This is a genomic window from Treponema sp. JC4 (assembly GCF_000260795.1).
Classification (GTDB): Bacteria; Spirochaetota; Spirochaetia; order Treponematales; family Treponemataceae; genus Treponema_D.
On sequence record NZ_AJGU01000003.1, the window covers coordinates 145,090 to 171,493 of the forward strand.

24 protein-coding genes are annotated in these 26,404 nt (G+C 41.7%); 4 read left to right on the forward strand and 20 right to left on the reverse strand.

Annotated features, from left to right (window positions below; genetic code table 11):
- Position 1 precedes the first annotated feature (1 nt).
- The 4 genes from MSI_RS03025 to MSI_RS03040 form a co-directional block, all read right to left on the reverse strand.
- A complete protein-coding gene (locus tag MSI_RS03025) occupies positions 2-1,036 on the reverse strand; it encodes a molybdopterin-binding protein (RefSeq protein WP_009103581.1) in 1,035 nt (344 codons plus the stop codon).
- A gap of 12 nt (positions 1,037-1,048) precedes the next feature.
- The gene (gene mobB / locus MSI_RS03030) at positions 1,049-2,143 is read right to left on the reverse strand and encodes a molybdopterin-guanine dinucleotide biosynthesis protein B (RefSeq protein ID WP_009103583.1); all 1,095 of its coding nucleotides are present in this window, start codon (positions 2,141-2,143) and stop codon (positions 1,049-1,051) included.
- A gap of 90 nt (positions 2,144-2,233) precedes the next feature.
- A complete protein-coding gene (locus tag MSI_RS03035) occupies positions 2,234-2,665 on the reverse strand; it encodes an Rrf2 family transcriptional regulator (protein ID WP_009103585.1) in 432 nt (143 codons plus the stop codon).
- Positions 2,658-3,836, reverse strand: a complete 1,179-nt coding sequence (locus MSI_RS03040; protein ID WP_009103587.1) for a MalY/PatB family protein — start codon at positions 3,834-3,836, stop codon at positions 2,658-2,660. The genes MSI_RS03035 and MSI_RS03040 overlap by 8 nt, the downstream gene beginning before the upstream one ends.
- A 148-nt stretch (positions 3,837-3,984) precedes the next feature.
- On the opposite strand from MSI_RS03040, the gene MSI_RS03045 reads away from it, so the two are divergent.
- From MSI_RS03045 to MSI_RS03055, 3 genes are read left to right on the forward strand one after another with little or no spacing between them, the layout of a single operon-like run.
- Positions 3,985-4,380 carry a DUF4418 family protein gene (locus tag MSI_RS03045; protein ID WP_009103589.1) on the forward strand — a complete coding sequence of 132 codons (396 nt, stop codon included), beginning with the start codon at positions 3,985-3,987 and terminating at the stop codon, positions 4,378-4,380.
- The gene (locus tag MSI_RS03050; RefSeq protein WP_009103591.1) at positions 4,365-5,576 is read left to right on the forward strand and encodes an ABC transporter permease; all 1,212 of its coding nucleotides are present in this window, start codon (positions 4,365-4,367) and stop codon (positions 5,574-5,576) included. The genes MSI_RS03045 and MSI_RS03050 overlap by 16 nt, the downstream gene beginning before the upstream one ends.
- Entirely contained in the window at positions 5,573-6,223 is a 651-nt protein-coding gene (locus MSI_RS03055) for an ABC transporter ATP-binding protein (protein ID WP_009103593.1), read from the forward strand. The genes MSI_RS03050 and MSI_RS03055 overlap by 4 nt, the downstream gene beginning before the upstream one ends.
- Before the next feature lie 42 nt (positions 6,224-6,265).
- Here the strand turns inward: MSI_RS03055 and MSI_RS03060 are convergent, their stop codons facing one another.
- The 7 genes from MSI_RS03060 to MSI_RS03090 all read right to left on the reverse strand — a co-directional run bounded on the left by MSI_RS03060 (position 6,266) and on the right by MSI_RS03090 (position 12,263).
- A complete protein-coding gene (locus tag MSI_RS03060) occupies positions 6,266-7,429 on the reverse strand; it encodes a PLP-dependent aspartate aminotransferase family protein (RefSeq protein ID WP_009103594.1) in 1,164 nt (387 codons plus the stop codon).
- A 10-nt stretch (positions 7,430-7,439) separates the two neighbouring features.
- Entirely contained in the window at positions 7,440-8,210 is a 771-nt protein-coding gene (locus MSI_RS03065) for an ABC transporter ATP-binding protein (protein WP_009103596.1), read from the reverse strand.
- Positions 8,204-9,166, reverse strand: coding sequence for an ABC transporter permease (locus MSI_RS03070; protein WP_009103597.1), 963 nt, complete (start codon positions 9,164-9,166; stop codon positions 8,204-8,206). Before MSI_RS03070 ends, MSI_RS03065 begins: the two co-directional genes overlap by 7 nt.
- Positions 9,167-9,290: 124 nt before the next feature.
- Positions 9,291-9,560 carry a hypothetical protein gene (locus MSI_RS03075; protein ID WP_009103599.1) on the reverse strand — a complete coding sequence of 90 codons (270 nt, stop codon included), beginning with the start codon at positions 9,558-9,560 and terminating at the stop codon, positions 9,291-9,293.
- A 32-nt stretch (positions 9,561-9,592) separates the two neighbouring features.
- Positions 9,593-10,348: a class I SAM-dependent methyltransferase gene (locus MSI_RS03080; protein ID WP_081481348.1), complete on the reverse strand. Its 756-nt coding sequence runs from the start codon at positions 10,346-10,348 to the stop codon at positions 9,593-9,595.
- 159 nt (positions 10,349-10,507) lie between these two features.
- On the reverse strand, positions 10,508-11,593 hold the full coding sequence (locus tag MSI_RS03085; RefSeq protein WP_009103603.1) for an ABC transporter substrate-binding protein: 1,086 nt from the start codon (positions 11,591-11,593) through the stop codon (positions 10,508-10,510).
- A 193-nt stretch (positions 11,594-11,786) separates the two neighbouring features.
- Entirely contained in the window at positions 11,787-12,263 is a 477-nt protein-coding gene (locus tag MSI_RS03090) for a hypothetical protein (protein WP_009103604.1), read from the reverse strand.
- 51 nt (positions 12,264-12,314) lie between these two features.
- On the opposite strand from MSI_RS03090, the gene MSI_RS03095 reads away from it, so the two are divergent.
- Positions 12,315-13,451 (forward strand): ORF6N domain-containing protein, encoded by a 1,137-nt coding sequence (locus tag MSI_RS03095; protein WP_009103606.1) that lies wholly within the window; start codon positions 12,315-12,317, stop codon positions 13,449-13,451.
- Between the two features lie 4 nt (positions 13,452-13,455).
- Here MSI_RS03095 and MSI_RS03100 read toward each other — a convergent pair whose 3' ends face one another.
- From MSI_RS03100 to MSI_RS03140, 9 genes are all read right to left on the reverse strand, one after another.
- Positions 13,456-13,935 (reverse strand): hypothetical protein, encoded by a 480-nt coding sequence (locus MSI_RS03100; RefSeq protein ID WP_009103608.1) that lies wholly within the window; start codon positions 13,933-13,935, stop codon positions 13,456-13,458.
- A 197-nt stretch (positions 13,936-14,132) separates the two neighbouring features.
- Positions 14,133-15,083: a DUF5131 family protein gene (locus tag MSI_RS03105; RefSeq protein ID WP_009103610.1), complete on the reverse strand. Its 951-nt coding sequence runs from the start codon at positions 15,081-15,083 to the stop codon at positions 14,133-14,135.
- 416 nt (positions 15,084-15,499) lie between these two features.
- Entirely contained in the window at positions 15,500-16,804 is a 1,305-nt protein-coding gene (locus MSI_RS03110) for a nitrogenase component 1 (RefSeq protein WP_009103612.1), read from the reverse strand.
- A gap of 3 nt (positions 16,805-16,807) precedes the next feature.
- Positions 16,808-18,253: a nitrogenase component 1 gene (locus MSI_RS03115; RefSeq protein ID WP_009103615.1), complete on the reverse strand. Its 1,446-nt coding sequence runs from the start codon at positions 18,251-18,253 to the stop codon at positions 16,808-16,810.
- 132 nt (positions 18,254-18,385) lie between these two features.
- Positions 18,386-18,823 carry a NifB/NifX family molybdenum-iron cluster-binding protein gene (locus MSI_RS03120; protein ID WP_009103617.1) on the reverse strand — a complete coding sequence of 146 codons (438 nt, stop codon included), beginning with the start codon at positions 18,821-18,823 and terminating at the stop codon, positions 18,386-18,388.
- 216 nt (positions 18,824-19,039) lie between these two features.
- Positions 19,040-20,854 carry a diguanylate cyclase gene (locus MSI_RS03125; protein WP_009103619.1) on the reverse strand — a complete coding sequence of 605 codons (1,815 nt, stop codon included), beginning with the start codon at positions 20,852-20,854 and terminating at the stop codon, positions 19,040-19,042.
- Between the two features lie 207 nt (positions 20,855-21,061).
- A complete protein-coding gene (locus MSI_RS13810; protein WP_009103621.1) occupies positions 21,062-21,808 on the reverse strand; it encodes a response regulator in 747 nt (248 codons plus the stop codon).
- 7 nt (positions 21,809-21,815) lie between these two features.
- On the reverse strand, positions 21,816-24,878 hold the full coding sequence (locus MSI_RS03135) for a hybrid sensor histidine kinase/response regulator (protein WP_009103623.1): 3,063 nt from the start codon (positions 24,876-24,878) through the stop codon (positions 21,816-21,818).
- Positions 24,879-26,264: a diguanylate cyclase domain-containing protein gene (locus tag MSI_RS03140; protein WP_009103624.1), complete on the reverse strand. Its 1,386-nt coding sequence runs from the start codon at positions 26,262-26,264 to the stop codon at positions 24,879-24,881. It abuts the gene before it with no gap.
- Positions 26,265-26,404: the final 140 nt, after the last annotated feature.

The following is a 26,404-nucleotide window of genomic DNA, read 5'->3' on the forward strand; positions in this document are numbered from 1 at the left end:
TTTATTTTCCGAATCCGCAGTTAGGGTAGTGACAGGGCTTACAGCCTAAACATAATCCGCCTTCTCCGTAAGCAGCCAGATCTGCCGCTGTAAGAACTTCACCTGTCAGAATGCGCGGAAGTACAAGATCAAAGACCGTACGTCCAGCATACATTACGCAACCCGGCAGTCCCATAAGAGGAATTCTTTTTTCATTATGATTTAGATAGGCAAGCAGAAACATGGCTCCCGGAAGTACCGGCGAACCATAGGAAATAATTTCAGCCCCGGTATCTTTGATTGCGCCTGGAGTTCTGTCATCAGGATCAACGCTCATACCGCCTGTGCATAAAATTATATCTGCGCCTTTTCTGGCAAAATCGAGTACGGCATTTGTAATTTTTTCTTTATCATCACCGGTAAGCTGCTGGCCCAGAATTTGTGTATCATATTCAGAAAGTTTTTTTTCTAAAACCGGTGTGAAGGCGTCTTCAATCAAGCCTTTTGCAATTTCACTTCCGGTAACAACAATTCCTACCTTTGCGGGCTTGAAGGGCAAAATGGAAAGAAGCGGCTTGTCTCCTGCAAGCTCCCTGGCTTTTTTCATTTTTTCTTCTTCAATTACCAGGGGGATAATTCTTGTTCCTGCAAGCTTGTCGCCTTTTTTTACGGCTGTATTTCCATGAATTGTAGCAATCATCATCTGACCAAGGCTGTTTACGGCCAGCAGTTTTTCTGAATTGATTTTCAAAAGTCCGTCTATAGCGGCAGTGATTTCGATTTTTCCTTCACTTGGCTGGCTTGCAGACATTTCCGACGAATTTCCCATGCAGATATCCCGCAGAATTGCCGCAGCATCATCTTCATGCAAAATACCTTCGTGCTTTTCCCAGACGTAAAGATGCTCCTTTCCTACAGATAAGAGGACTGGTATATCTTCTTCTTGTATTATGTGTCCTTTTTTGAAGACCGGCCCTTTTTTTACGCCCGGAATTATCTGTGTAATGTCGTGGCATAAAACCTGTCCGACGGCATCTTCGGTTTTGATGTAAGTCATTTTGCACAGCCTCTATGATATTTTATCATAATTTTTGAGTTTTTGAATAATGTAATCCGCAATTTTCCCAGCCTGGTCTGCAGAAAAATGAGGAAGTTCTGCATATGGTGCTTCTGCAAAATCAGCTGCTGTACAAAGAAGACTTTCTTTTTTACATACAGATTTGGTCGAAATGGATTTTCTCATGACTTCAATCTTTGGGTAATCGGAATTTTTGAAGCCTTCAAGAATGATTACATCAGGATGGGAGGGAAGTGAGCACATTTCTTCAATTAATTTTTCTTCATTCACACTTTGATTTGCATTAAAGGCATATCTTCTGTCCGAAAAAATTGCAGTGCAGTCCGCCCCCCTTGCAGTAAAGTTTGCAGTGTCAGATCCCGGTAGATCAGAAAAGCAGTCGTGCCCGTCGTGTTTTATAACTCCAACCGAAAAGCCCCGCTCTTTAAACTCAGAAATCAAAAGCAGAACCATCCGGGTTTTCCCGCTATTTTTAAGTCCGCTTACGCAGAAAATCAAGGGCTTACCAAGCTTCTGATATTCTTCTTTTGTGTTTATGTTAATTATTGTCTCAGTCTTCAGCGCTGAAAGTTCAATGGGGATATACTTTGTCCGTGCAGAATCAAAAATATGAGAAAGCTTGAAATCCTTCTTTTTGATATTTTCTTCAATTATCGGAAGCATTTTTTTTGAGTAGATTGCGCAAAGGGGTTGGGGACGTTCACTGTAAGTTAAAACATAGCAGTCATAATCAGATGAAATAAAGTTGGAAATATACTCGGGAACCTTTTTTGAAAGGAGGGGCATGTCTGTTGCGCAGAAAAATACAAAATCATTGCGGCTTGCTTTAAGAACCTGCCTTATTCCTTCAATCGGGCCGCAATCAGGAATTGAATCCTGGACGTTTATTACTCCGGGAAGCTTAATTTCATCATTTTGCGATTCATATGCAGTAGATAAAATAATCTGGTCAAAGCCGCTTAGCTCTTCTATAATTTTTTTAACAAATGGAATGCCCTCGTAGAGAAGTTTTGCCTTATCACTTCCCATGCGGCTGCTTTTTCCGCCTGCAAGAATGCCAATTGTAAGAGCCAGTTTTTGCTGCAAAGTAATCTCCGGACAGCGCCTGAAAATTTTCGCTGTTTTTACATTTTACACTTACAAGCGGATTTTCGCAAATTATCAGTAAGTCAGCAGTTAGATGTTATATTCATAGCCGACAAACTGATTTGAAGCCTGCTCAATTTTCTCAAGAGTGACAGAGTCTACAAAATCGTTTACGGTTTTCTTAAAGGATTGCCAGAATTCCTTGTTGCCTTCAGAAATCAAAGTATTGTTTTCTTCTGTTGGATTTCCTAGTGGAGAAATATCTCCTTCCATGGCGCGAAGAATATCTCCTGCTGTATATTCAGAAGGTGCTTTTGCAAGTTTGTAGCCGCCATTGCTGCCTCTGATTCCTGTAACAAGACCAGCTTTTCCCAGCTGGATTAAAATCTGTTCCAGGTATTTTACAGAAAGATTTCTTCTGTGCGAAAGCAGCTTCAGCGGAACATATTTATCTGCATCTGCTCCTGCCAGATCCTCCATGATTAAAAGCGCGTACTGCCCGCGTGTTGAAATTTTATACATAGTTGAACTCCTTACAAATTCTTTCCAGTGCCTCTTGTAAAATCCTGCGTGGTGTTGCAACGTTAATGCGCTGGAATTTCTCTCCTTCCTGCCCGAACATTTCGCCCCGATCTAGCCAGACTTTTGCATCAATAAGAACTTTTTTTGAAATCTGCTTATCAGTAAGTTCCTTAAACTCGTTGAAGTCCAGCCAGACAAGGTAGGTACCTTCCGGCTTATGCACTTTGATTTTTGGACAGTGCTCTTTAATAAACTCTTCTGTAAACAGAATGTTCTGCCAGATATATTCTTTGGCGGCGTCAAACCATTTACCGCCTTTTTCGTAAGCCGCTGTTGCTGCAATAATTCCCATAAGGCTAGGCTCGTCGTAACCCGTGCGGTCATATTCCTTCTGGAATTCTGCCCGGATTTTTGGATTTTTAATTATGATGTTACTGAACTGCAGTCCCGCAAGATTAAAGGTCTTACTTGGCGAAGTGCATATAATCGAATTCTGCTCAGCAGTCTCAGAAAGCTTTGCATAAACTGTGTGATTGTTGCCGCCAAAAGTGATGTCCGAGTGGATTTCATCACTAATGACAAGAACCTCGTGTTTAAGACAGATTTCGCTGATTTTTAAAAGTTCTTCCCGGCTCCAGACTCGTCCGCCCGGATTATGTGGTGAACAAAGCACAAAAAGTTTTACCTTTTCTTCTATTATTTTGTGCTCAAAATCATCAAAGTCGATTTCATAATGACCCTTTCTGAATACAAGAGGATTATTTACAACTTTTCGGTTCTGAGCCTGAATAATATTGAAAAAAGGATAGTAAACAGGCTTTTGAATCAAAACACTGTCACCTTCTTTTGTAAAAGCGCGGATTGCACAGGCAATGGCAAATACAACGCCCGGTGTGTTTATGATTTCATGCTCGTTTACGGTAAAGTTGTGCCTTGTCTGAAACCATTTTTTTACTGCGTCATAGTAACGGCTGTCTGGACGGCTGTAGCCAAAGATTCCGTGCCGGGCCCTTTCTGTCAGTGCCTTCTGGATGCAGGGGGCTGTAGGAAAGTCCATATCGGCAACCCAGAGGGGAATTGCATCTGTTGGCTTACCGCGTTTTTCGGCAAGGTCGAGTTTAATAGAAAATGTGTTGTGTCTGTCTGTTATCTTGTCGAATTTGAATCCCATAGCGACCTCCTGTGTAAGCGAGCCGATCAGAGCTCGCAGTGTTATATTTCCTCTAATTACCTATTGACTTAGTAGACAATAATAGGTTATCTTAAGTTACCTACTAAGTCAATAGGTAATTAACATTTTTTTATTCGAGGGTAGTCTTATGAAAAAACTAAACTTTGTATTTGCTGTAATTTTCCTTGTGCTCGGTGCTCTTGTTGCCGCTGCTCCTTATTCTTTTGCTCATGTCTGCGAAGTGGGCGAAAAAATAATGAAGTGTCACTGGACTGCCAGAGTAGAAGTTTTCCTTGGCCTTTCAATTGCTGTACTTGGCTTGCTTAAGTTCCTTTCTTCTGATGCAAATTTCCAGCTGGGCTTGAACTTTGGAATCCTTATTAATGCCCTTGGCGTTTTACTTACACCGACTGTTTTAATCGGCGTTTGCGGAATGAAAAAAATGCACTGCCATGCGGTAACAAAACCGACTTTAATTGTATTTGCAATTTTGATTTTAGTTTCAGCCCTTGCGCAGAGTCTTTCTATATGGAAAAAGCGATAAACTCATCATATCTTGCAGTTTCAAATCTTAAAAAAAAGCCTTTCAGGACGGCTGCGCTCTTAATTGTGATTGCGCTAACATCTGCCGTTCTTCTTGGCTCTCTTATCTTTACCTCAAGCCTTAAAAGCGGAATCACAGGGATTCAGTCACGGCTTGGGGCCGACCTTATGATTGTGCCCGAAGGTTCCGAACAGAAAATGGAAAGCCTTCTGCTTTACGGAACTCCTAATTACTTCTACATGGATAATAATATAGAAGAAATTGTTAGAGCGGTAGAGGGCGTTCAGACCACGACCAGTCAGATTTACCTTGCAACCCTTACAGAAAGCTGCTGTGATTTTCCTGTTCAGATAATCGGTTTTAATCCCCAGTCTGATTTTATTGTAAAAAACTGGGCTAAAAACCGCTTTAACAAAGAGGCTGTGGGCGAAGTTTTATTTGCTGGCTGTAATGTAAATATAGAAAAGAAAAGTGTGCGCTTTTTTGGTCAGCATCATAAAGTTCTGGCAAAGCTTGCTAAGAGCGGTTCGGGTATGGACAACGTGATTTATGCCGATCTTGATACGCTTGAAAAAATCTATTTTGATGCAAAGCAAAAGGGCTTCGGCTTTTTTACTGGTGATGATATCCGGTCTAAGGCCAGCGTGGTTTTTGTAAAGCTTTATGATGGCGCAAATGCCGACAGTTCTGCTTTGAAAATCCGGCGGGCGATTGAAGAAAATTCTGATCAGAAAGTCCAGATTATTCAGGGCGAAAAATTAGTTTCCGGTTTGATGAAGAAGCTTTCTGCAATCCTTGTTTTTTTGTATGCAATCTGCATTCTGGTTCTGGTAATTTCTTTTATGACTCTTTCTGTTGTCTTTTCGCTTTCGATAAACGAGCGTCTTAAGGAATTTTCGATTCTGCGCGTGCTTGGGGCAAGTCATTCAACTTTGCGGGGAATTGTTTTTACAGAAGCGGCGCTATTGGGAAGCGGAGGCGCTGTAACAGGAAGCTTTCTTTCTCTTTTGATTATTCTTCCTTTTAATGTTCTGATTTCAGACAAAATTGGACTGCCCTTTGCAATGAGTGGAAGTGTTCAACTTGTGATTTTTGCCCTTATTGTTTTTGCGCTTTCACTTGCGGCCTGCCTGCTTTCTTCTATATTCAGTGCAGTGCGTATTTCTAAATTTGAGCCTTTCGGAGAAGTAAAATGATTGAAATTAAAAAACTTACAAAAGAATTTGCTACTCCACGCGGAAAAATTACCGTGCTTAAGGATTTTAGCCTGACTGTAAAAGAGGGCATTTTTCTTGGTGTGAGCGGAAAATCCGGTGCGGGAAAATCTACTCTGCTTTCTTTGATTGCGGGCTTACAGAAGGCAGATAGCGGAGAGATTTTAATTGATGGAAAAAATATTCTTGCTCTGAATGATAAAGACTTGTGTGCCTTCCGAAATAAAAACATAGGATTTATTTCTCAGGAACAGAGTTTTCTGGAAAATCTTACTGTGCTGGATAACGTAAGACTGCCGGTTTACCTTGGGGGCGGAAAAGCTGGACAGGCTCCTTCTGAGCGGGCACTGGCGCTTTTAGAAAGCCTTGGAATTGCTCATCTTGCAAATAGCTTTCCCCGCGAACTTTCCGGTGGCGAAAATCACCGGGTTTTGATAGCCCGTGCCCTCATGAATGACCCTCAGCTTATTCTTGCAGATGAAGCTACAGAATCGGTTGATTCTGAACGCACAGAGCAGATTGTTGCAATCTTTAAGAAACTTGCCGATCAGGGCAAAACTGTAATCTTTGTGAGTCATGATAAGTCTGCTTTAAAAGACTGTAATCAGCAGATTGTAATTGATTATTAAACTTGCTTATCAAAAAAAAAGGGGGATTAAATCCCCCTCCTTCTAGGCTAGTGCCTGCTCCAGATCTTTTATTAAATCATCAGCATTTTCAATGCCCACAGAAAGACGCAGTGTTTCCGGAGTAATGCCGTTTTTAAGGCGGATTTCTTCCGGTACATCGGCGTGGGTCTGAGTTGTAGGGTAGGTGATAAGGGTTTCCACACCGCCAAGGCTTTCTGCATACTGAATCAGCTTTACACGTTCAAGAATGCTAAGGGCTTTTTCTGTGCTTTCAAGCTGGAAAGTCAGCATAGCACCAAAGCCGCGGGCCTGCTTTTTCATAATTGCGTGCCCCGGGTGGTCTGTAAGTCCCGGGTAGATTACGCGGGTAACGGCTTTTTGAGTTTTGAGCCAGTGGGCAATTTTTGCAGCATTTTCCTGGGCTCTTTCCATGCGGACTGCAAGAGTTTTAATGCCGCGGAGAACCAGCCAGCTGTCAAAAGGAGAAAGGCCTGCGCCAGTTGTTTTTATCAAAAAGCGGAGTTTTTCCTGAATGTCACTTCTGTTTGTTACAATAAAACCTGCAAGGGTGTCGTTGTGACCTGCAAGATATTTTGTTCCCGAGTGAATTACCACGTCTGCTCCCAGTGCAAGCGGATTCTGGAAGTAAGGAGACATAAAGGTGTTGTCTACAATCAATAGAAGTCCGTGTTTTTTTGCAAGGGCGGATGTTGCGGCAATATCAGTTACGTTCATCATCGGGTTTGTTGGCGTTTCAATGTAGATAGCTTTTGTTTTTTGAGTGATGAGTTTTTCCAGATTTTCTGTTGCGCAGTTTACGCGGGTAAAAGTGATTCCGTTTTTGGAAGAAACGTTATCAAAAAGTCTTATGGAACCGCCGTATAAATCACTATCTGCAATGATGTGATCGCCCGGGGCAAAAAGTTCCATCAAAAGGGTAATGGCTGCCATACCGGTAGAAAGAGCAAAGGCGTCAATGCCCCCTTCCATCTGGCAGACAACTTTTTCAACCTGCTCGCGGGTTGGGTTTTGCAGGCGGCTGTAATCAAAGCCGGTGCTCTGGCCTACGCCCGGGTGAGCGTAGGTTGCAGTCTGATAAATGGGGAAGCTTACTGAACCGTAGTGATTACAGGCAGGCTTTCCGTCATCACGTTCTTCTGATTTATTTTCCAAATGCAAACATTTTGATTCTATTGATAATGCCATAAAAACCTCGTTAGATATTGTATTCTGCCTCGTGCAGCTGGCCGCCGAAGTTCAGCACTTCCAGGATGCGGTTGCGGTAGAGGGTGAAGGTGTCCTGAACGCGGATGCGGGGGCGCGGGAGGTCGATGTCGATTACGGCTTCTACGCGGCTGGGGCGGGCGCTCATAACTACAACTTTATCGCTCATGTAGATGGCTTCGTCTACGTCGTGGGTGACCATGAGCATTGTCATGTTGTTTTCGTTTTTAATTCGCAAGATTTCGTCCTGAAGGTTCATGCGGGTAAAGGCATCCAGGGCGCCAAGGGGTTCGTCCAGAAGGAGAACTTTTGGGTGGCCGACCAGGGCCCGGGCAAGGCTTGCTCTCTGCTGCATACCGCCGGAAATCTGGTGTGGGTAGGAGTTTTCAAAGCCTTTTAGGCCGACCAGGTTTATGATGTCCTGAACGTCGTTTTTCTTTTCCTTAAAGATTTTGCGGGCTTTAAGTCCGAAGGCTACGTTTCCTTCAACAGTGAGCCAGGGAAAGAGATTTGAGCCCTGGAAGGCAAATCCGCGGTCGCTGCCGGCTTTTTTAATGCGCTCACCATCCAGAAGAACTTCTCCCTGATATGATTTTTCAAGTCCACCTATGATGCGGAGAAGGGTTGATTTTCCACAGCCCGAAGGGCCAATTAGCGAAACAAAGCTGCCTGGTTCGATATTGAGTGAAAAATTATTGAGGACTTTTACCTCGTCAAAGCTTTTATTTACGTTATTTATTTTGATGTTTCCAACATTTACCATCGGATTACCCCCTTCTGCCAAACCATGATTTTGTCGCGCACCTTAAAAAGCAAGGTCAAAACAAGCGAACACAAAACTGCGATTATTATCAGTCCTGCGTAAACGCCGTCGTACATCATTACCGACTTCTGCCAGTTGATGTACCAGCCGATTCCCTGTGCGTTTCCGTTCATTTCGACTGCCATGAGGGTTGCGAAAGAGGAAACGATTCCGTAAAAGAGGCCAAGGAAAATCTGCGGAAGACTTGCCGGAACTGCTACGCGGAAAACTTTGAAGAAGGTGCGGGCTCCCAGAGTTTCGCTGACTTCAAAAAAGGTTTTGTTTACGCTCTGAATGCCGCTTGCTGTCATCAGGGTTACAGGGAACCAGACTGCAAAGGCGATTAAGAATACGTTTGCGCTGTGGGTTGTCGGGAAAACGCTGAGGGCCAGAGGAATCCAGGCGGTGGTTGGAACGGGTCCTAAGAATTTTGTGACCGGATTGAGCCAGTAGCCTACGTGGCGGTTATAGCCCAAGGCAAGTCCTGTAAAAAATCCGGTTATCAGGCCGAACAAAAAGCCTTGAATCAAAAGTCCAAGTGAGAAGACCAGATTTTTCAGCAGGAAGACTTTCTGAGTCCAGATAAGGCCGCATACTCTGTCCAGTGAAGGAAAATAAAGCACCGGAAGAAGCCTGGTTTTGCTTACCAGTGTGTTTAGGATTGCAAGGAAGAAAAAAAGTCCTGCGTAGAGGGGCAGTTTTCCCTTTAATTTTGCACCAAAATCCTTTGCAAAAATGCCTGCAATAAGACAGACTGCCAGCGCGATTACCGCTGTAAGAAGAAAGGCGATGTAGTAAGGATGAGGCATCTGCTTTTGCTTTCCGCTTTCTGGGATTGCAAAATAGAGCACCAGCGAAAGGGCTGCCGCTAAGAACGGAAGCGATGTTGTAAGGTAAAGTTTAAGTTTTTTGTTCACATCTGCTCCTTTTAGCCTGTGGGGAAAATACCGTCTTGTGGCTATTCCCTAGTGACTAAGTAGGTAAAATATATTATGTATTACCTAGTTAGTCAATAGGTTATAAGCAGAATGTGATTGAAAATTATTCTACCAGTGAGAATCCACCGAAGTCTTTTTTGCCGGAATTAGTCTTGCTGGCTGCATTTGTGTCTTCAGCATCTGCAGAGGCGCGGGGCTTTGTATGAACGTCGTTGTTTTCTTTCCAGTAGTCAAGAATGTTGCTGATGGTGACTAAAGCTGCGTTAAGGGGCATCTGGAGTTCTTTCTCTACGTTCAGGGCTTCCAATGCGTCGAACATTTCGTTGTAAGCGTCATTTGCACGAAGGTATTTGTTTGTTGTTTCTACACTCATGAGGCTAGTTTAGCACAGGGGAAGGGGGTGCTTCAATGAAGGCAACGTAAATCAAGGAATGAAATTATTTCTTTGTATTCTTTTATGCCGCCGGCAATTTCAACTTCTATTCGTTTAAGTCCTTTTTGAAAATCCTCGTCATTTATCATTGCAAGTTGAGAGATATCTCGACGCTTGTAGTTTTCGTACAGCTCTTCGATATTTTTATCGCTTTCGTAATATTCTCGTTTTACATTGATTTTAGAAAATCCAGCTTTACGTAATTCATGGCAGAGTAAATCTTTTGGCCAGAAGCGGTGCAAATCCTCACACCAGCTTTCCGGGCAGTATTTATAAACCCACCAGTCTTTCATGCATTCAGGTTCAACATTTCTGTATTTAAAAATTCCGTCACTGTTCAAAAAGGAAAATATTTTTTCTAACGCAGCGCTTTTATTTTCAAAATGATGAAAAGCAAAATTGCAGACAATCAAATCAACTTTGGACTTTAAATTCAAATCTTCTGTTTTTGAATGTATAAATTCAGCTTTGAGGTTTTTATCTCTGGCAAGTTTGAGCATATCAGAAGAAGCATCTGCGCCTATCCATTTGATTTTTGTGTCCTTAAAATAGCTTTGCTGGCAGAACAGCCAGTTTCCGCTTCCACAGGCTAAATCTAAGACTGTAACTTCTTCTTTCCGGGAAAGTAATTCTTCCAGGTCCTTGTCTACAGGAAATGAGAGTCTTGATTTATTTTTGTCGTAAACCTTTGAAACTTGTGAATAGTCGGTTTTTAGCATTTTTGTCATCAAAGGTAATTATAAGGCTATAAATGAGATAAATAAAGGTGAAAAAATGCGTTAGGGATAGTAGCGGCAGCCCGACAGGGCTGTTCCGAAGGAATGGAGCCGAGAGGCGGAACCGCGGATAGCCCGCCCCGCCGCGAAGCGGCGGGGAACGCCCTTAGGTTAAAGATTCTGGCTTAGCTTAGTAACTTTTGTTTCGGTGTAGGTGCCGTCGGAGTTGTAAACGTAGGAATCTGGGACGTCGTCGAAGCGGACAAAGTGGGAATCAACGAAGGCTTTTTTGTCGGAAACGTTCTGCATGATGCCCATGTCGACAACCTGGTCGATGGCGTTGAAGAGGGTCTGGTAGGCGAGGCCGACGGCTGGGGTGTAGTTATAGGTTTTGAGCATTTCGGCATTCTGGTCAAGGTCGCCGCTGATGTGTTTGTTTTCTATCTGGAGGCGGGCAGTTTCGTATGGTTCGGCCTGGGTGAAGGCTGACGCTTTCAGCATGGCGCGGACGAAAGCTTTTGTGTGCTCGGGATATTTCTGGGCGGTTTCGCTTGAAACGAAGGTCATACAGCAGTATTCCTGGCTGAAGATGTTGTCTGTTGTGGTGTCGAGGATGTTGCGGAAGCCGTACTGTTTTTCTGCAAGGTAGCCGACCGGGTCGTGCAGGCCGACTACTTCAACGGCGCCGTTTTCCAGGGCAATCGGGAGGTCGGTAAGGCCGTAGATTGCCATTTTGAATTCTGCTTCAGGGCCGTAGGCTTTGTAGCCAAGGTCGTGGAACTTTCGCTGCCATACGATGGTTGAAGAATCCTGTACGCCGCAGAGTCCGACTGTTTTTCCTCTGAGGTCGGCGGCTGTGTAATATGGGGAGTCGGCGCGGACGTAGAATTTTGTACATCCTGTGTGAACGCCTGTGAGGAAGCTTACTTCAAGGCCGTTGTCCAGCTGTGGGAGCAGGCTGCCTGCAAGTCCGAAGGTTGCGTCGATTTTTTTTGCGACTACCAGGGATGTGGCCTGCATGAGGTCAATTTCGATTACTTCGAATTTAAGGCCGGCTTTTTCGAACTCTTCCTTAAAAATGCCTTTGTCGATAGCCACGTGAAGTGGTGCTGCGCAAAGTCCTGAGTTTGCGGTTCCGATTTTAAATGTGAAGTCAGCGTTTTTCTTTTCGCCGCCGCATGAGGTGAAGAAAAGTGATGCTGAGAGGGCGAGGGCGGTGAGAGCTCCTGCCAAGACTTTTGTTTTTGTGATTGTCATAAGGCCTCCTGTGTAAGCGGGGTGTTTAGGGCCCGCGGTGTTATTACCTATTGAATTACTAGGATAATAATAAGTAATAACCTAGTGTGTCAATAGGTAAGAGGTAAGTAGGGAATTTTCTATTTGTCGCTTTGAAAGCGACCATATTTTGTTTTGAAAGATGTATGCTTTTATAAATTTAAGGAGGAAAAAACTAAATGATTTTTTCTCCATAATGATCAAGAATCTGATTAACGGTTATTACGTCAAAAATACGATGTCCAAAACAATAGCGTAAGATTAAGTCTGAACGCAAACTTCTTGAAAGAGAATATCCTGCAGATTTTAGCAGATTCTCTGTTTCATCTGTATTCAGATTCATAGCAAGACAGAGTTTGAGCAATGTATTTTTGTTCGGATGATAATCTGGTTGGGTTCGGATTTTGGAAAAGAGTTTACGGTCTATGTCGGCTTTTTTGTAAACTTCGACTTCGTCCAGTTGTTTGGCGAGAATCATTTTGCGGATATTATCTTGCAGAATATCGTCAGATTGCTGTATGAAGTCATTGATGGAACTGTAATTTGGTGTCGGACTTTTGATTTCAAGTGGGGTGTCGTGAATTTTATAGTGGAATTCAGTTTTGATGTAAGAGTCAATTTCTTCATAATTAATGTGAAATTTATTCTGCATGGCAAAATTATGTAGAAAATCTTGGATTTATTAAAGAGTGAGGTTCTATTTATGGAAGATCAAAGTGAATTGCTTTTAGGAGAAGCGCAATTAAAAGATAAGATTTATGTTATTCGCGGAGTTCAGGTTATGCTAGATTCGGATTTGGCTGAGATATATGGATATACGACAAAGCGATTAAATGAACAGGTAAAAAATAATATTGAGAAATTTGATGAAGAAGACTTGATGTTTCAATTAACAAATGATGAAGTTAAGGAACTTTCAAGGTCAAAATTTTTGACCTTGAACAATGACTTTTTGAGGTCGAAAATTTCGACCTCAAATGTGAAACAGGAAAATATTTTTTCAAGGTCGAAAAATTCGACCTTGAAAAGTGAAGTAAAAGGAGGGCGTGGAAGTAATATAAAATATGCACCTTACGCTTTCACCGAACAAGGTGTCTACATGCTTATGACTGTTCTAAAAGGTGAACTTGCTACAAAGCAAAGTAAAGCTCTTGTCCGCTTGTTTAAGAAGATGAAAGATTATGTAATAGAAAATCAGGAAGTGCTGAATCACCGAGATTTTTTGCGGCTTTCTCTCCAAACTGCTGAAAATGCGCAAAATATTGTTGAATTCCGGCAGAAACTCACAGAAATAGACGATAAGGTTGAAAATGTTGTAAGCAATCTTGGCGACATGGTAAGAAAATCTGAACTTTCACCTATTATGTTAAATCTTGGAAAGCCGGAAATTCCTCCTGGATGGTTAATCTTAAACGGGCAGCCGGTAGAAAACGATTTAGCTTATCAGCAGATTTATACGCTGGCAAATAAAAGTATTGCAATTATTGATAATTATATTTCTCTAAAAACACTTGTTCTTTTTAAGCATGCAAAACAAAACGTTTCAGTTACAATATTTACTGATAACACAAATAATGGGCTTCACAAACTTGAATTCGATGATTTTTGTAAGGAATATTCGGGCTTGAAAATCGCCATAAAGAAAGCAAATAATATTTTTCACGACAGATATATCATTTTAGATTATAACACATCTGATGAGAAAATATATCACTGCGGTTCCTCATCAAAAGACGGTGGAAGAAAAATTACGACTATAACAAAGATAGATGATACATCTCTTTATAAAACGTTGTTGGCACAAATACAAAATAATCAGATTTATCAATTTACTTTGTAGCAAGCTATAAAAGCGAAGTAGCCTTTAACTCTTCCTTATATTCATCATAAACTAACTTTAGAAAATCATAGATATTTTGAAGAGCTTTTTTTAGTTCTGTATCGTTAAGTTTTTTTTGTGCTTCTTCCAGATAAGTTTTGGCAATTCTGATATTGGTATTAATGGTGGCTTCTTTGTATTGATGTAAATTATTATAAATCTCCACAAAATGTGAAAACATTATATAAACCAGATTATAAAATTCTTTTGAATAAGTTTGCAGGCTTTGATTTGAAAGAACTCTTGCAAAATCTAGAGCAATTGCTTTGTCATAATAATTTAATTCAATTATCAGCAATTCCCGATACTGAAGAAATTCTTTATTAGAGAGTGAGTTTGTTGAAAATCCAATAGTTCTAACCTTTGTAAAAAGGTGTGCAAAAACTACTGGATTAAACTCTCTTGTTTCTGTAGTAAAATATTTTTCAATTTCTGTTTTAGTCATGTGATATATAAATACTCTAATACGGGCGTTCCGGCACTTCGTGCCGTCGGCTGTTCCGCACTTCGCCTATTCGGCTCATCCTTCGCTCCGCTCAGGACTGCTCCGCAGGTGCTCCATAGCCTAACGCGGGGTGGAAGCATAGCAACTGGTTGTCCCACTATCGGCTACGAACCTTTGTTATACGAAAATATTCCTTACTATTTTACCAGTCCTTTTTCTTGTCTCAATTTTATTAGCTCGTCATGAGTGACAAACTTTATATTTTTGCATGAACCGCAATCTACACAACCGATACATATTTCAAAATTTGTACATTGCAAACATCTTTCGGCATTATAAACTTTTCTCATTAATTCATTTTCAGAAAGAAGATGCCCATCATAAGGGGAATAAAGTTTATATTCTGGAAGCACAAAGAATTTTGACAACCCTGATTTATAAGCCTGTGTTGCCTGCAAATCTTTCATCTCAAGATTATAGGTTTTGCCGTCTTTCACGAAAACAGTTCCCGTTGAATTGAAAATAAAATTTACCTTATATTTTTCGCAATCATCGCTAATCTTTTTTATCCATTCGTAATGGCACGGTCTTCGACCACCAAAACTTTCACCACCCAAACAGACTGTTTCAATTTGTCCGCTTGAAATTGCTGGTGTTATATCAATCGGACCAATTAGCGGGGCAAGATTCATTCCTTTGTGTTTTGCAGGGATTTTTTCAAAAATTGGCCAGCGTTCATCAAATGCTCGTTGATTTTCACATGTTATATTCAGCTCTACATTTTCCCAGCCATCATTCCAATCCGACGGTAGACATTTTTCAATTCGAGGAACTCTTTTTGTCAGAAAATAAAACCTGACATCAGGACGTTGTTTTATTATCTGCCACATTTCATTACGCCATTCATCCGCTTCTTCAAGAAAGGTGTCGCTTGTCATATTTACCCGTAGACAATATCCAGAAGGTATTTTAAATTCATGTTTACGATTTTTTTCTAATGGCTTATTGATGCTTTTTGTGAGGACAATTTCGGATGAACGTTCTGGAACATTTCTGATTCTATCAAGGGCATACATATAGCAATTTTCACAACCTTCGCTATATTTTTTACAACCGTGCCATAAATTCCAGGATTTTAAGTCTGCCATAGTTTTTCCTAAAACAGATTCTATAATTTATATTTTTCAAAAACAAGCGCCCCAGTGCGGGCGTCCACATAACAAGATTTATGTATATTCTTCATAAAAATCTTATACTGAGAAAAATTGGCGGTATAAGATATCAAAGAAAATTCACGATATTAAAATTATATAACGACTTATACGAAAAATACATATTCTTATGATGATACTTGTAAGCTGGAAACTTGCCCGCCTGCAATCTTAAAAAATGAAAGAAGAATTAAAAATGTGCTTTTGCCTGCAAAACTTGCGGCATCTTCGATTATCGGCACGTTAGGGATTGGAGGGGCGGCGAAGCCGTTGCGGAACGTAGTGGAGCAATGAAGCGAAAGCGGAACCCCGGAAAGCCCGACCCGTCGCGAAGCGACGGGGAACGCCCTGGACTACAGATTATCGTAGAGGTCTTCGGTGAAGGTGAGGCTGCCGCGGTAGCCGGCGTAGGTGCGGTTGAAGACTAAGCGGTCGTTGAGGGGGAAGGTGGCGTTGAGGAACTGGATCTGCTTTTCGAGGCCGATTTCCTTTTCGTTGGTGCTTCCTACCAGAAGGCTGATGTCTTCGGGCTCGTTGAGGATGGCCTGGTTGATTTCCCACTGGTCGCTGGCGAAGACGATTTTTGGTGCTGCGGCGTACTCAAGCTGGCTGATGTTCTGGATGATGCGCTCTTTGTCTTCGGGGCGGTAGATTGTTTCTGTGATTACTACGAGAACCGGGCTGAAGGAGTAATCGTTGGCAAGATAGCGGGTAAGGCCGATTGCGCTTGAAGCGTCCCCTGCCACCGCAAATCTTTTCCAGCTGAGCTGGCCGATGGACTGGGCAAGGTAGGAGTAAACGTAATCTTCTTCCTCGGCGATGACTTTGTCTACCAAAGTGGTGTCGAGTTTGAGGGCGGCGGCTACTTCGCGGACGAAGCGGCTTGTGTCTGTGGCGCCGACCGGCACGAATGGGAAGCGCAGGCTTGGAACGCCGAACTTCTTTTCAAACTTCTTTGCCGGGCCGTTGAAAAGCCATGGATTTATGATGATGTTGAGGTCTGCTTCGGAGCAGTGTTCTACAACGTCGATTCCCTGGTGCTTTGTAAAGAAGGTGTTGACCTCGATTCCGAGTTTGGAAAGGATGCGGTCGATTTCTTCCAGAGTGCCGCTCCAGTATGGGTCGTGATATGGCACGATTCCGAAAATGTTTACGAGGGGGCGGGCGCGTTTTGCTTTTACGTTCTCTCTTGGCGGCTGAATCACCTTGTCCAAAAATGTGTTCCAGACTGTTTCGTAGCCAAGAAGGCTGTCGCCTGCAAAGCCCGGTGTGTCGATTGCATATACTTTGTGGCCCTGTTCTGTGAACTCTTCTGTTACGCTCTGGATATCGTCTCCGATAATTCCCGCTGTACAGCCTGTGAGGACAAAATAGGCGTCTGCGTTGATTACTTCTATTGCGCCCTGAATTGTGGTGCGCAGTTTATTCACTCCGCCGAATACAACTTCTTTTTCAAGCATGTTGCTGGAAGGGAGCGAAACTCCGCTTACAAAGTAGGCGTGTTTGTGGCCGCTGTTTCCCTGTTCGGCGGCGGTTGTCTGCATACAGCAGCCGGGACCTGAATGAAGGATAGGGCAGACGTGATTGATTGCTGCCAGAACTGAATTTATGCCGGCGAGCACACAGCCGCCGCGTGGATTTTCTGTTACAAAAGACATTTTTTACACTCCAACAATAAATTTAAAAGGGTCCTGCTCATACCAGCTCTCGCGGTAAGGCAGCTTTACGTGTTCAGCCAGTTTTTTGTTGAAGCCCGGATTGCTCAGCTGGTCAGCAATCTTATTTCCCAGATACAAAAGTCCGTCGTAACCCATTGTCGGGCGTTTTCCGTCCAGAACGTGGGTTGTCGGGATTCCAAGCTTTGCGGCCCAGTCAGGAACGCCGATAAAGGCATCCGGTTTGAGCTTCTTTACAAGATTTACCTGCTCAAAAGGCTGCATGTTGGCAATATCAACCACAAAATCCTTGTGAATGCCGTTGAGGTATTCAATATCAACCTGAGCGTCGTCATCGTAAGTTGGAGTTTCCAGACCAACAAGCTTCATTCCAAAATCGTCGATGAGTGCGGCAGCGGCAAAAGAACGTCCTGTTCCACCACAGATGAAAACCCGCTTTCCTTCCAGACGGGCACGGATTTTTGCAACAAGCGGTTCAATTCGCTTGTGTTCACGCTCGATGATTTCTTCAACCTCGGCTTCCTTACCAAGTACCTTGGCAATTCCGCGGTACCATTTGTCGGTGTTACGGATTCCAATCGGCATAACCGTGTGCGAATATGGAATGCCATAATCCTCTTCCAGAGTCTTCATGAACTCGTCGGCAAAAACCTTACAGATGGAAGTCGAAGCTACCGCCTGCGGAATGCGCTTAATTTTTTCAAGCGAGCTGTAAAAAGGAATGTAGTTTACCTCAGCGCCAATCAAAGAAAGCATACGCTCCATTTCCTTCTGGTCGGCAAAGCTGACGGTGGTAGGCGCAAAAAGATTTACAAGATTCGGCACTGTCGGCAGCTTCTGCTTCTTCAAAATGTACTTATTAATAGAAAGAAACGCAGCATCAAAACCGCTGGCACAAACCTTACTCTTAAAACCTTCGCAGTGAATCGGAATAAAAGTCGTGTTAGGATACTCAGCGCCCAAATCACTGGCAATCGAATCGATGTCGTCGCCGATAATTCCAGACGCACAGGAAGCGTAAATAAAAATCAGCTTAGGATTATAGCGGGCTATAGCCTTCTGAGCCGCCTCACGCAATTTCTGCTCCCCACCAAAAACAACGCTCTTCTGGTCAAGGTTAGTCACAATAATGCGAGGGTTCTTAATCAGCTTGATTCCCCGGTGTGCCTGACCAACGCGGTACATATCAACGGCCATAATCGTACAGCCAAGGCAGCCCTGAGGCGAATGCGAAATAAAAACTGAATCTTCAAGGCTCATCAGACAAGCCATACTGTTAATCTGCTGGCACTGCAGGCCCTGGGCAAAAGATCTGTCCGCCCTCTTAAGGCACTTGCCCGCAAATTTTTCTGCCGCCTGAAGACTGCTTCCGCCAAAATCGTTCACGCGCCCTTCTTTGCTTTCCCGAACTCCACTGTACTGTACTGCCATTTTTTGCTCCTACCGATAATCGAAAATCCGTTAAAAATCGAGCTGCGACAGCGGGTCGATTTAGGATTATCGATAAAATGGTTCGTCGCGAGACTAGCGAGCGACGCTCGCATTTATTTGCTCACGTACCATTTATTTCTTAAACCTAATATGGTTATCTACGCTGTAAAAATACTTCGTAATTTTTTCCAATGCTTCCTGCACAGGGCATTCTACATCAAAGCTTGCGATTGCCTTTTTTTCAAGCGCCTTTGTAACGTTAAAGCCGATTCTAGCCGCAACGACTGCACGCACATCACAAATGCCTTCTACCTTTGCAGAAGCTGCTCCGTTACCGCAGCCGCCGCCAGATCCGTTATTATTTCCGCATCCACCGGTCTGGCAATCTTTGCGGCCTTGACCGCAGCTTTCACTGACGCTTTCGCCAGAGGAGTCAGATGTCTTTCGTTTTTCTAAAAGCGAAAAGCTTCCATCGTCCAGAACTTCATAAATATCTAAGCTTTCTGCTGCGCCAAAATGCAAATCTACATTTGCACCGTCACTAGAAGCTACCGCAATTTTGTAAGCCATGACGCCTCCTTAAGTAAAGCCTTAAGCCTTTTTTTTATTTATATACTAGCCTAGTCGTTTAATAGGTGAATAATACTTGTAATTACCTACTATGTCAATAGGAAATATAGGAAATGTCTGGGGAGATTATATTAATCTTACATCAAAGGAAAAATCGTGGACTTCTGCGACGAAGATTTTTTTGTAGTCTGGGTGAAGAAGATAAAGTTCTAAAACTTATTCATCTTCTGAAACAACGCGATTTTTACCGTGAGTTTTTGCAAAATAAAGGCGGTTATCCACCCGCTTGTAAAAGGACTGTTCATCATCATCCCTTCTGATTCCGGTAACGCCCAGGGAGATTGAAATTGAAGGCATTTTTTCCCATTTGAGGCCTGCAACTTCACTTCTTATACGCTCTGCAATCTCGACGGCAGCCTTTTTATTTGAATGTGGCAGCAGAATCATAAATTCCTCGCCGCCCCAGCGACCGATTGAATCATGCTGTCTTATGTTTTCTCTGGCGGTTTTTGCAACGCGCTCAAGAACTTCGTCTCCCATATCGTGGCCATAGGTGTCGTTTACCTTTTTAAAGTTATCAATATCAAACATGATTAGGTAAAGGTCTTTTGCATCGCGTTTTTTAATTTCATAGCTTATAAGCTCAGAGATTTTTTTACGGTTGAAGATTTTTGTAAGTCCGTCTATTGTTGCGGCTTCCTCCAGCTTCATGTTTGCAAGATAAAGGTCGCGGGTTGTTGCGTACAAAAAGTTTACAAGCCGCTCTTCAAAAGGAAGCAGCTGGTTGCCTTTTTTGTTCTGTGTGATTTCCGAAACCCACTTGTTAAAATCAATATAATTGCTGGTTCCGTAAAAAACGTTTTCTACATAGCAGTCATCATATTTTAATTTTTCTTCTGTATTGTCGAATTCACGAAATCCTACTGCAACAAGGGCGCTGTTATGTAGGCCTCCGCTCTTATTCTTAAAAAGAATTTCCGAAAAGGCATAGCAGCCGGCTGTTTCCCGGTAAAAATTTGAAAATGCCTGAAGTTCCAGCTGTTCAGTTTCCTGAAGATAAAGGTATCTCGTTCGGCAAACGTGGAGCAGAAGTCCTTCAAGGTTTTTACGGCTCATGTATTCGGCAAGGTTGAAGGCCTGCTTTAAGATGGCATTTTTTGAACCGTATGAAAACAAAAGTTTTTCGCCCTTGTGGATGTCGGCCGTAAAATGAATATAGCCCTTTTCGTCTTTTAGAATAGGAACACGGGCAACCCATTTATCTCCACGTTTCAGCATGAAGGGAAATTCGCAGGTGTTTTCCAGAAAGTATTTTTCAGAAGATACGCCAAGGTATTTTTTATAGATTTCTCCGGCACTTATATTATCGAGCGTTTTCAGAATATTGTTTTCCATTACGTCGGTAACCGTCATCTCTTTTCCGATTGGAGTCCAGCCCAGGGTTGACTCTGCATAAATTGCAAGCTTTTCGCCTTTGAAGAGGGTGATTATAACTCCATTTTCGTGGATGTCGTTTGAAAATATGTAAAGCTTTTTTTCTTCGGCTCTGTTTCCAAAACCGGCTCCCGCACCAAAAATTGGAATGTCATTGTCTTCAAAATTATAAGAAGAAAGAAAATCATTTGTAACGTCATTTTTGAGCGGTGTAGAGTAAACCTGAATCCCTTTTGTGTCTTTTCCTACTGCTTTTAAAAATGATGATTTTGCCTCGTCTACCGTAGTATTTGAAAAGTCGAATTCAAGCACCTGAATTTCTGAATTTTTAAAGCAGAGAATTGAAAAGGTCGTATTGCTTTTTACTTCATTACAAAGCGAAAAACTTTCCAGACAGGTAAGACCGGATATTTTTGCCTTTGGGAGCTTTGTTTTTACAAGATTTAAAATGTATTGGATATAGTCTTTCTGAACGCGGTTTGTGAAGATGTTTACAAGCACAGATTTTGCATTTTTATAATCAGGACTTTCTTTTGTTTCGTCCAGAAGTTTTACAGCATCATAGCTGTCTGCAACGGCGCAGGTTATTTGTTTCATATTTGCCGGCTCCTTGGTTTGACCTTACATTAAAATGATACAATGCAAATTAAGAGCCGACAAGAAATTTATTTGCGGGAAGAGGTTAAATGGCTTGATTCAGCATCTAAACTGTATGTAGTGCTAAGATCCCGAAACAAGTTCGGGATGACATAGCCACAGAAACTTATTAGATATCCCCTGGAAAAAAATTATCTTTTGGGAATTTTATTTTGATGCAATAGATATCTGAGATGCAAAGAAGGTAGTAACAGAACGTTTGATTTCTGCCGCAGAATTGCTTTTAAGGATATATCCGTTTGGATGAAGTCCTACAATACTCTGGATAGTTTCCTTGTCATTTTTTGCGGTAAGGAACATAACCGGCAGCTCTCTGTTTTCGTAAGTAGAGGTTCTTATCTCCTGCAGAACTTCCTTTCCATTCATCAAAGGCATTTCGTAATCAAGAAGCACAAGATCTACATCATTCTGACGAAGGAATTCCAGGGCAGCAAGACCTGAATTTGCTGCGTGAATATTAAAGGAATCATTAAGCCAGCTGTAAAGACTTCTGAGCATCATAGGATCATCGTCAACTACAAGAATTTCTTTGCGGGTCTTTTCTATTTCTGCAATCATGGTTTTTGCCGGTACAGGCCAGTATGGAAAGCGGACACCAGGAATTTCTGAACTGTGTTTTTTTTCATTCATTGAAAGGCCGCCGATTTTTCCAATCAGATAGAGATACCATCCTTTATCCATGACTGATTCACGAAGAAACTCCATTACATCAGCAGGCATTGTATCATCAAAACATACGGCAATGTGAATTGATTCTTTTGGAAGTGAAATTACGCTGTCATATTCTGCGGGAAGAGAATGTACAGTTATGGATGCATTTCTCAAATCATTAATAAATGAGCGTACAACCATTCTTTTTTCATCACCAATTACATAAATATCTTTTACTGGCATTTTTTTTCTACTCCTTTTTTTTGTCCATACGATATTCAGATATTACTTTTGCAAGATTTATATAGTCCATTTGACGGGCATATAGACTTATATTTTCAAAAATTTGTGAAAAATCCTGAGGCAGTTTATAGCCTGAAAGTTTTTCTACTACTGAATCTGCAAGTTCAGGATTAAAGTTTTTTGCGGCTTTTTCCAGCTGCTCAAGCTCTGTGTTCAGTATTTTTGATGAAATACGTTTTCTTTTATTGTCAGGATTTTTATTATTTGGTGCATAATCTTTAAGAATTTCCTTGAAAGTCAGAAGATGTTCCATTAAGGCAGGATTTTTTTCTAAAATTTCTTCCTCTTTTTTTGCATCTGCTGCAACTTCAAGATTGCGGGCTTCTTCTGAAAGTTCAATGGCACCAATCAGGCGGCTTTCGCTTTTCAGGGCGTGAACCTTTATTCTGTAATTATCGAAATCAGAATTATTCAAAAATTCGGAAAGTAATTTTATTTTTGAATCGATTTCGCTGTAAAAGGTTGTAAACATTTCTTTAAGAAGCTGAGCCGAACCGCAGTTAAGAAGGGCTGATTCAATATTTATTCCTTTCATCTGTGGAAAATTTTCTTTTTCACTTTCCTTATTTTTATTTTCTTTAGAACTTTCATCTTTTGAGTCTGGCACTTGCTCGATGTATTCCGGCGGAATATAAGTTCTGATCATATTTTCAAGTTCTGCCGGGACTACAGGCTTTGAAAGATAATCCGTAAAACCTTCTTTCAGGTAAAGCTCCCTGGCACCCGAAATTACATTTGCAGTAAGGGCAATGCATGGTTTTCCAAGGCTCTTATTGCCGGGAAGTTCATTTATTGCATGAAGGGTTTCAATTCCGTCCATGACAGGCATGCGGTGGTCAATAAAAAGAATGTCATATTTTGTCTGCTGAACTTTTTCAAGAGTTTTTGCACCGCTTTCTGCTGTGTCCAGAGTAATTCCGGTGTGCTTTAAAAGACCCTGAACAACCTGAAGGTTCAGAGGTGTGTCATCTACAAAAAGTATTTTTGCTTTTGGAGCATAAAGTTTTTCTTTGTATCTGCTGGCTTCAGCAATACTTTTTTTATGGGCTTCATTCAGATTGCCAAGAGGAATGTTTTCTGCAATTTTCTGACGTACTTCAAAAGAGAAGGTTGAACCTTTTCCATATTCACTTTCTATGGAGAGTCTGCTTCCCATCATATCCAGAGTGCGTTTTACAATGCTCATTCCAAGACCTGTACCTTCAATAGTCCTGTTGCGCTTTTCTTCAATCCTTTCAAATGGGGCAAAAAGCTTTTGAACATCCTCCGGTTTGATTCCGATTCCTGTATCCTGAACTTTGACTTGAAGCATTATTGAACTTTCATCATCTTTAATAAATGCAAAATCAACCGAGAATTTGATTCCTCCCTTCTGTGTGTATTTTACGGCGTTTGTAAGAAGGTTCAGAATACACTGTTTAAGCCTCATGTTATCACCATAGAGGAATTTTGGCATGGCAGGATTTGCATTTAATTCAAAAGTAAGATCCTTCTGTTCAGCCCTTTCACTAATCATAACGCGCAGGTCGACCAGAAGCAGGGCCAGGTCATAACGGACCGGAATAATTTCCATTTTACCTGCTTCAATTTTCGAAAAATCAAGAACATCATTGATCAGGGAAAGCAGGGTATTGCCCGCATTACGGATGTTTACGGCATATCCGCGTATATTGTCGTTTTCTGTTTCGCGCAGAATCAGTTCGTTCATTCCAAGTACTGCATTTATTGGGGTACGGATTTCATGGCTCATATTTGCAAGGAAATCACTTTTTGCCCTGGAAGCATTAATCGCAGTTTCCTTAGCATTTCGTTCGCTTTCGGTCTGCTCTCTGATGTATTCGATATATTCCTTAAGCTGTTTTTCCATCATTCGGATGCTGTCAGCAAGAAGTCCGATTTCATTATCTGACTTGTATTTTATTATGATTCCAAGTTCTCCACGCGAAAGTCTTCTGGAATCTTCAATAAGCTCAGATATTGGTCTGATAATTTTTTTAGAAATGAAATATACAAGAAAAGAAAAAAGAATGAAAATGGTAATAAAAAGTGAAAAACTAAGCATTGAGATTCTGAAGCGGGCATTTTTTGCAACAATATCATCGATTGAAATACCCAGTATGGAACCATTCTGAAGTTCTTTAAAAATAATGTGCTGAATTTCTCCCTGCCAGCGGCATTTATAAATCTTCGCCTGATTATTATTTGTACTTGCATAGCCTGCAATCTGACTGAGTTCAGAATCAAACATGACTGCCGGCAGACCATTAGGATAATCCGGATGGTAGATAAGGCTGTAGTTTGAGTCCATCAGAAAGGCCTGGGCATTTGAGAATTTCAGGTTATCTACCAGTCTTTTAAGATAGGCAAGTTCAATATCCATGCCTACTACCCCAAGAAAGACTCCATTCCTGTAAAATGGAATGACATAGGTTATCATTTTGATATCTACGTTTCGATTTTCATAGGGGAGCATCCAGAGAGGCTGACCGGCAGCCAGAGGCTCGTAGTACCAGCCAACATGTTCCCTGTCGTTTTCTGAATATTCAGAAAGATCTGTCGGCTTTATACTTACAAAACCACCATAACGGTCACCTGTCATAAAAACACCGGCTGTATTTCCATATGTTTCCTTTTCAAGTCTGAACCAGGAGGTTGCGGCACCTGGCGTAAAGCGGGCAATATCTTCAAACCAGTCCTCTGAACGGTGAAGGTAATCATTTCGGTAGTTTTGATCTGTTTCAAAACGTCTTTCGTCCAGGGTTGAAAGAAGTCTTTCTTCCAGAACGCTTACTGAATGTTCAACCTGAGTAAGTATCGGGTTAATTTCTGCGGCTTTGCCTTCTGCAAGAAGTCCAGCAGACTGCTCTATGCTGTTTTCAATGGCTTTTTTCTGAAAATGCATTGTCAGCATGGCAAGAGGGATAAAAAATATGAGTGAAAAAGAGAGGGTTCGGATTGCCAGCTGGGAGAGCAGTGATTTTTTTACACGAAAGGAAAAGTGTCTGTTCATTTATAAAGATTCTCCCTGGTGTATTACAGCCTTATTTCCTCCTGCGAATTTTGCGGCATAACAGCCCTGCATTGCAGCATAATAGTTTTTCTTTATTGAATCGGTCAGGACAATCTGTGCAAGACCGGCAGAAATAGTGATGCCCAGTTCTTCAAGCACCTGTGAGCAGAAGTTTCTGCACAAATCCATGGAAGCACCGATTTCCTTTTCTGAAAGAACAACGAATGTATCGCTTCTCCACCTTAAAAGAAGGCCGGACATATCAAAATGTCGCTTTGCTATGTCTGCCGTCAATTTAATAAGAGGCAGGTCAGGGCGTTTTTTCTGTTCTGCCGAAAAATGGTCTATATCAAATACTATAAAGCATTTATAGCGTGTCGTATTAAAAATGCCGTTTTCTCCGTATGCTTCGGTAAAGTAGATGCGGTTTGGAAGTTCTGTTACTTCATCAAGAGGGTTAGGGTCAGAATTCTTTTCAGACCCGTTTTTTTCTTTCAGGTAGATAATAAGATAATAAAGTACAATAAGAATAATTGCTGAGATAATATTTAGAATAAAAAACGGAATAAATTTTGAAGCAGATGCGTGTCCGCCAGTCTGTACAACAAGATACCAGCCCAGTTCCTTAAGATACTTTGAAATGCGATATTTTCTCATGCTTTGACGCACAGAATAATTGTCATCTGACTTGTTCAGCTCAATGTTATTCAGGTAAATTCTCTGTATATCAGAATAATCAACCGCCATCTGAACCAGTCCGTTTGAATCTACCAGATTGATTTTTACTCCGTACTGCTTTTCATACTCTTCCATAATCTGGCGAAGGTGATCCATGATAACACCAACTCCGCATACACCAAGAAGGGTTCCGTCAGGGGCAGTAATCCTGCAGTTTATGAAAATTGTCCAGTGATTTCCGTTTACCTGATCTGTGTCGGCATTTAATTCAAAGGCAATATTTTTTTTCAGGAAGGTTGGATACCACTTATCGTGAGGGTCATTCAAGGGATTGATAATTTTATTAAAACCCCTGTATGTGTAGTAGCAGTGGCTTTTTTCTGAAATAAGAAAGGCAGAAGTATAGCCGAATTCTTCTTTTAGTCTGGAAAGATAGTTCTGCATGGAAATGGCATTTTCTCCAAGAGAATGCTCTTCTTCGTGCTGCAGCCAGTCAGCCAGCAGATTGTCATTTGACATTGTGCGGGAAACTAAAAGCGGACGGAGAATTTCATCCGTTACTACATCGTTTACCCTGCCGGCCAGCATAAGGCTGAATTCTCTGTCTTTTTCATCAGGATGTTCCATCAGAAAAAAAGAAAAAACAGTGGAAAGAATAAAAGCCAGTCCGACTGTAATAGCCCCCAATGAAAAAGCACTTTTTTTCATATTACTCAACTCCTATTTTTATCAGGGAACTTTTTATATTTAATATGTAACTTTTTTTCTGATGTATAACTTTTTGAAAAACAAAAAATTATATTTCATAAAGTAAAATATAAGCGGACTATTGTCAAGCAACCTTTTTT

Coding starts and splice junctions, on each gene's coding strand:
- MSI_RS03025 (WP_009103581.1), bottom strand. CDS start 1,036: ATGACTTACATCAAAACCGAAGATGCCGTCGGACAGGTTTTATGCCAC.
- MSI_RS03110 (WP_009103612.1), bottom strand. CDS start 16,804: ATGTCTTTTGTAACAGAAAATCCACGCGGCGGCTGTGTGCTCGCCGGC.
- MSI_RS03035 (WP_009103585.1), bottom strand. CDS start 2,665: ATGTATAAAATTTCAACACGCGGGCAGTACGCGCTTTTAATCATGGAG.
- MSI_RS03135 (WP_009103623.1), bottom strand. CDS start 24,878: ATGAACAGACACTTTTCCTTTCGTGTAAAAAAATCACTGCTCTCCCAG.
- MSI_RS03045 (WP_009103589.1), top strand. CDS start 3,985: ATGAAAAAACTAAACTTTGTATTTGCTGTAATTTTCCTTGTGCTCGGT.
- MSI_RS03040 (WP_009103587.1), bottom strand. CDS start 3,836: ATGGGATTCAAATTCGACAAGATAACAGACAGACACAACACATTTTCT.
- MSI_RS03055 (WP_009103593.1), top strand. CDS start 5,573: ATGATTGAAATTAAAAAACTTACAAAAGAATTTGCTACTCCACGCGGA.
- MSI_RS03075 (WP_009103599.1), bottom strand. CDS start 9,560: ATGAGTGTAGAAACAACAAACAAATACCTTCGTGCAAATGACGCTTAC.
- MSI_RS03080 (WP_081481348.1), bottom strand. CDS start 10,348: ATGACAAAAATGCTAAAAACCGACTATTCACAAGTTTCAAAGGTTTAC.
- MSI_RS03125 (WP_009103619.1), bottom strand. CDS start 20,854: ATGAAACAAATAACCTGCGCCGTTGCAGACAGCTATGATGCTGTAAAA.
- MSI_RS03050 (WP_009103591.1), top strand. CDS start 4,365: ATGGAAAAAGCGATAAACTCATCATATCTTGCAGTTTCAAATCTTAAA.
- MSI_RS03115 (WP_009103615.1), bottom strand. CDS start 18,253: ATGGCAGTACAGTACAGTGGAGTTCGGGAAAGCAAAGAAGGGCGCGTG.
- MSI_RS03095 (WP_009103606.1), top strand. CDS start 12,315: ATGGAAGATCAAAGTGAATTGCTTTTAGGAGAAGCGCAATTAAAAGAT.
- MSI_RS03085 (WP_009103603.1), bottom strand. CDS start 11,593: ATGACAATCACAAAAACAAAAGTCTTGGCAGGAGCTCTCACCGCCCTC.
- MSI_RS03140 (WP_009103624.1), bottom strand. CDS start 26,264: ATGAAAAAAAGTGCTTTTTCATTGGGGGCTATTACAGTCGGACTGGCT.
- MSI_RS03120 (WP_009103617.1), bottom strand. CDS start 18,823: ATGGCTTACAAAATTGCGGTAGCTTCTAGTGACGGTGCAAATGTAGAT.
- MSI_RS13810 (WP_009103621.1), bottom strand. CDS start 21,808: ATGCCAGTAAAAGATATTTATGTAATTGGTGATGAAAAAAGAATGGTT.
- MSI_RS03060 (WP_009103594.1), bottom strand. CDS start 7,429: ATGGCATTATCAATAGAATCAAAATGTTTGCATTTGGAAAATAAATCA.
- MSI_RS03090 (WP_009103604.1), bottom strand. CDS start 12,263: ATGCAGAATAAATTTCACATTAATTATGAAGAAATTGACTCTTACATC.
- MSI_RS03105 (WP_009103610.1), bottom strand. CDS start 15,083: ATGGCAGACTTAAAATCCTGGAATTTATGGCACGGTTGTAAAAAATAT.
- MSI_RS03100 (WP_009103608.1), bottom strand. CDS start 13,935: ATGACTAAAACAGAAATTGAAAAATATTTTACTACAGAAACAAGAGAG.
- MSI_RS03065 (WP_009103596.1), bottom strand. CDS start 8,210: ATGGTAAATGTTGGAAACATCAAAATAAATAACGTAAATAAAAGCTTT.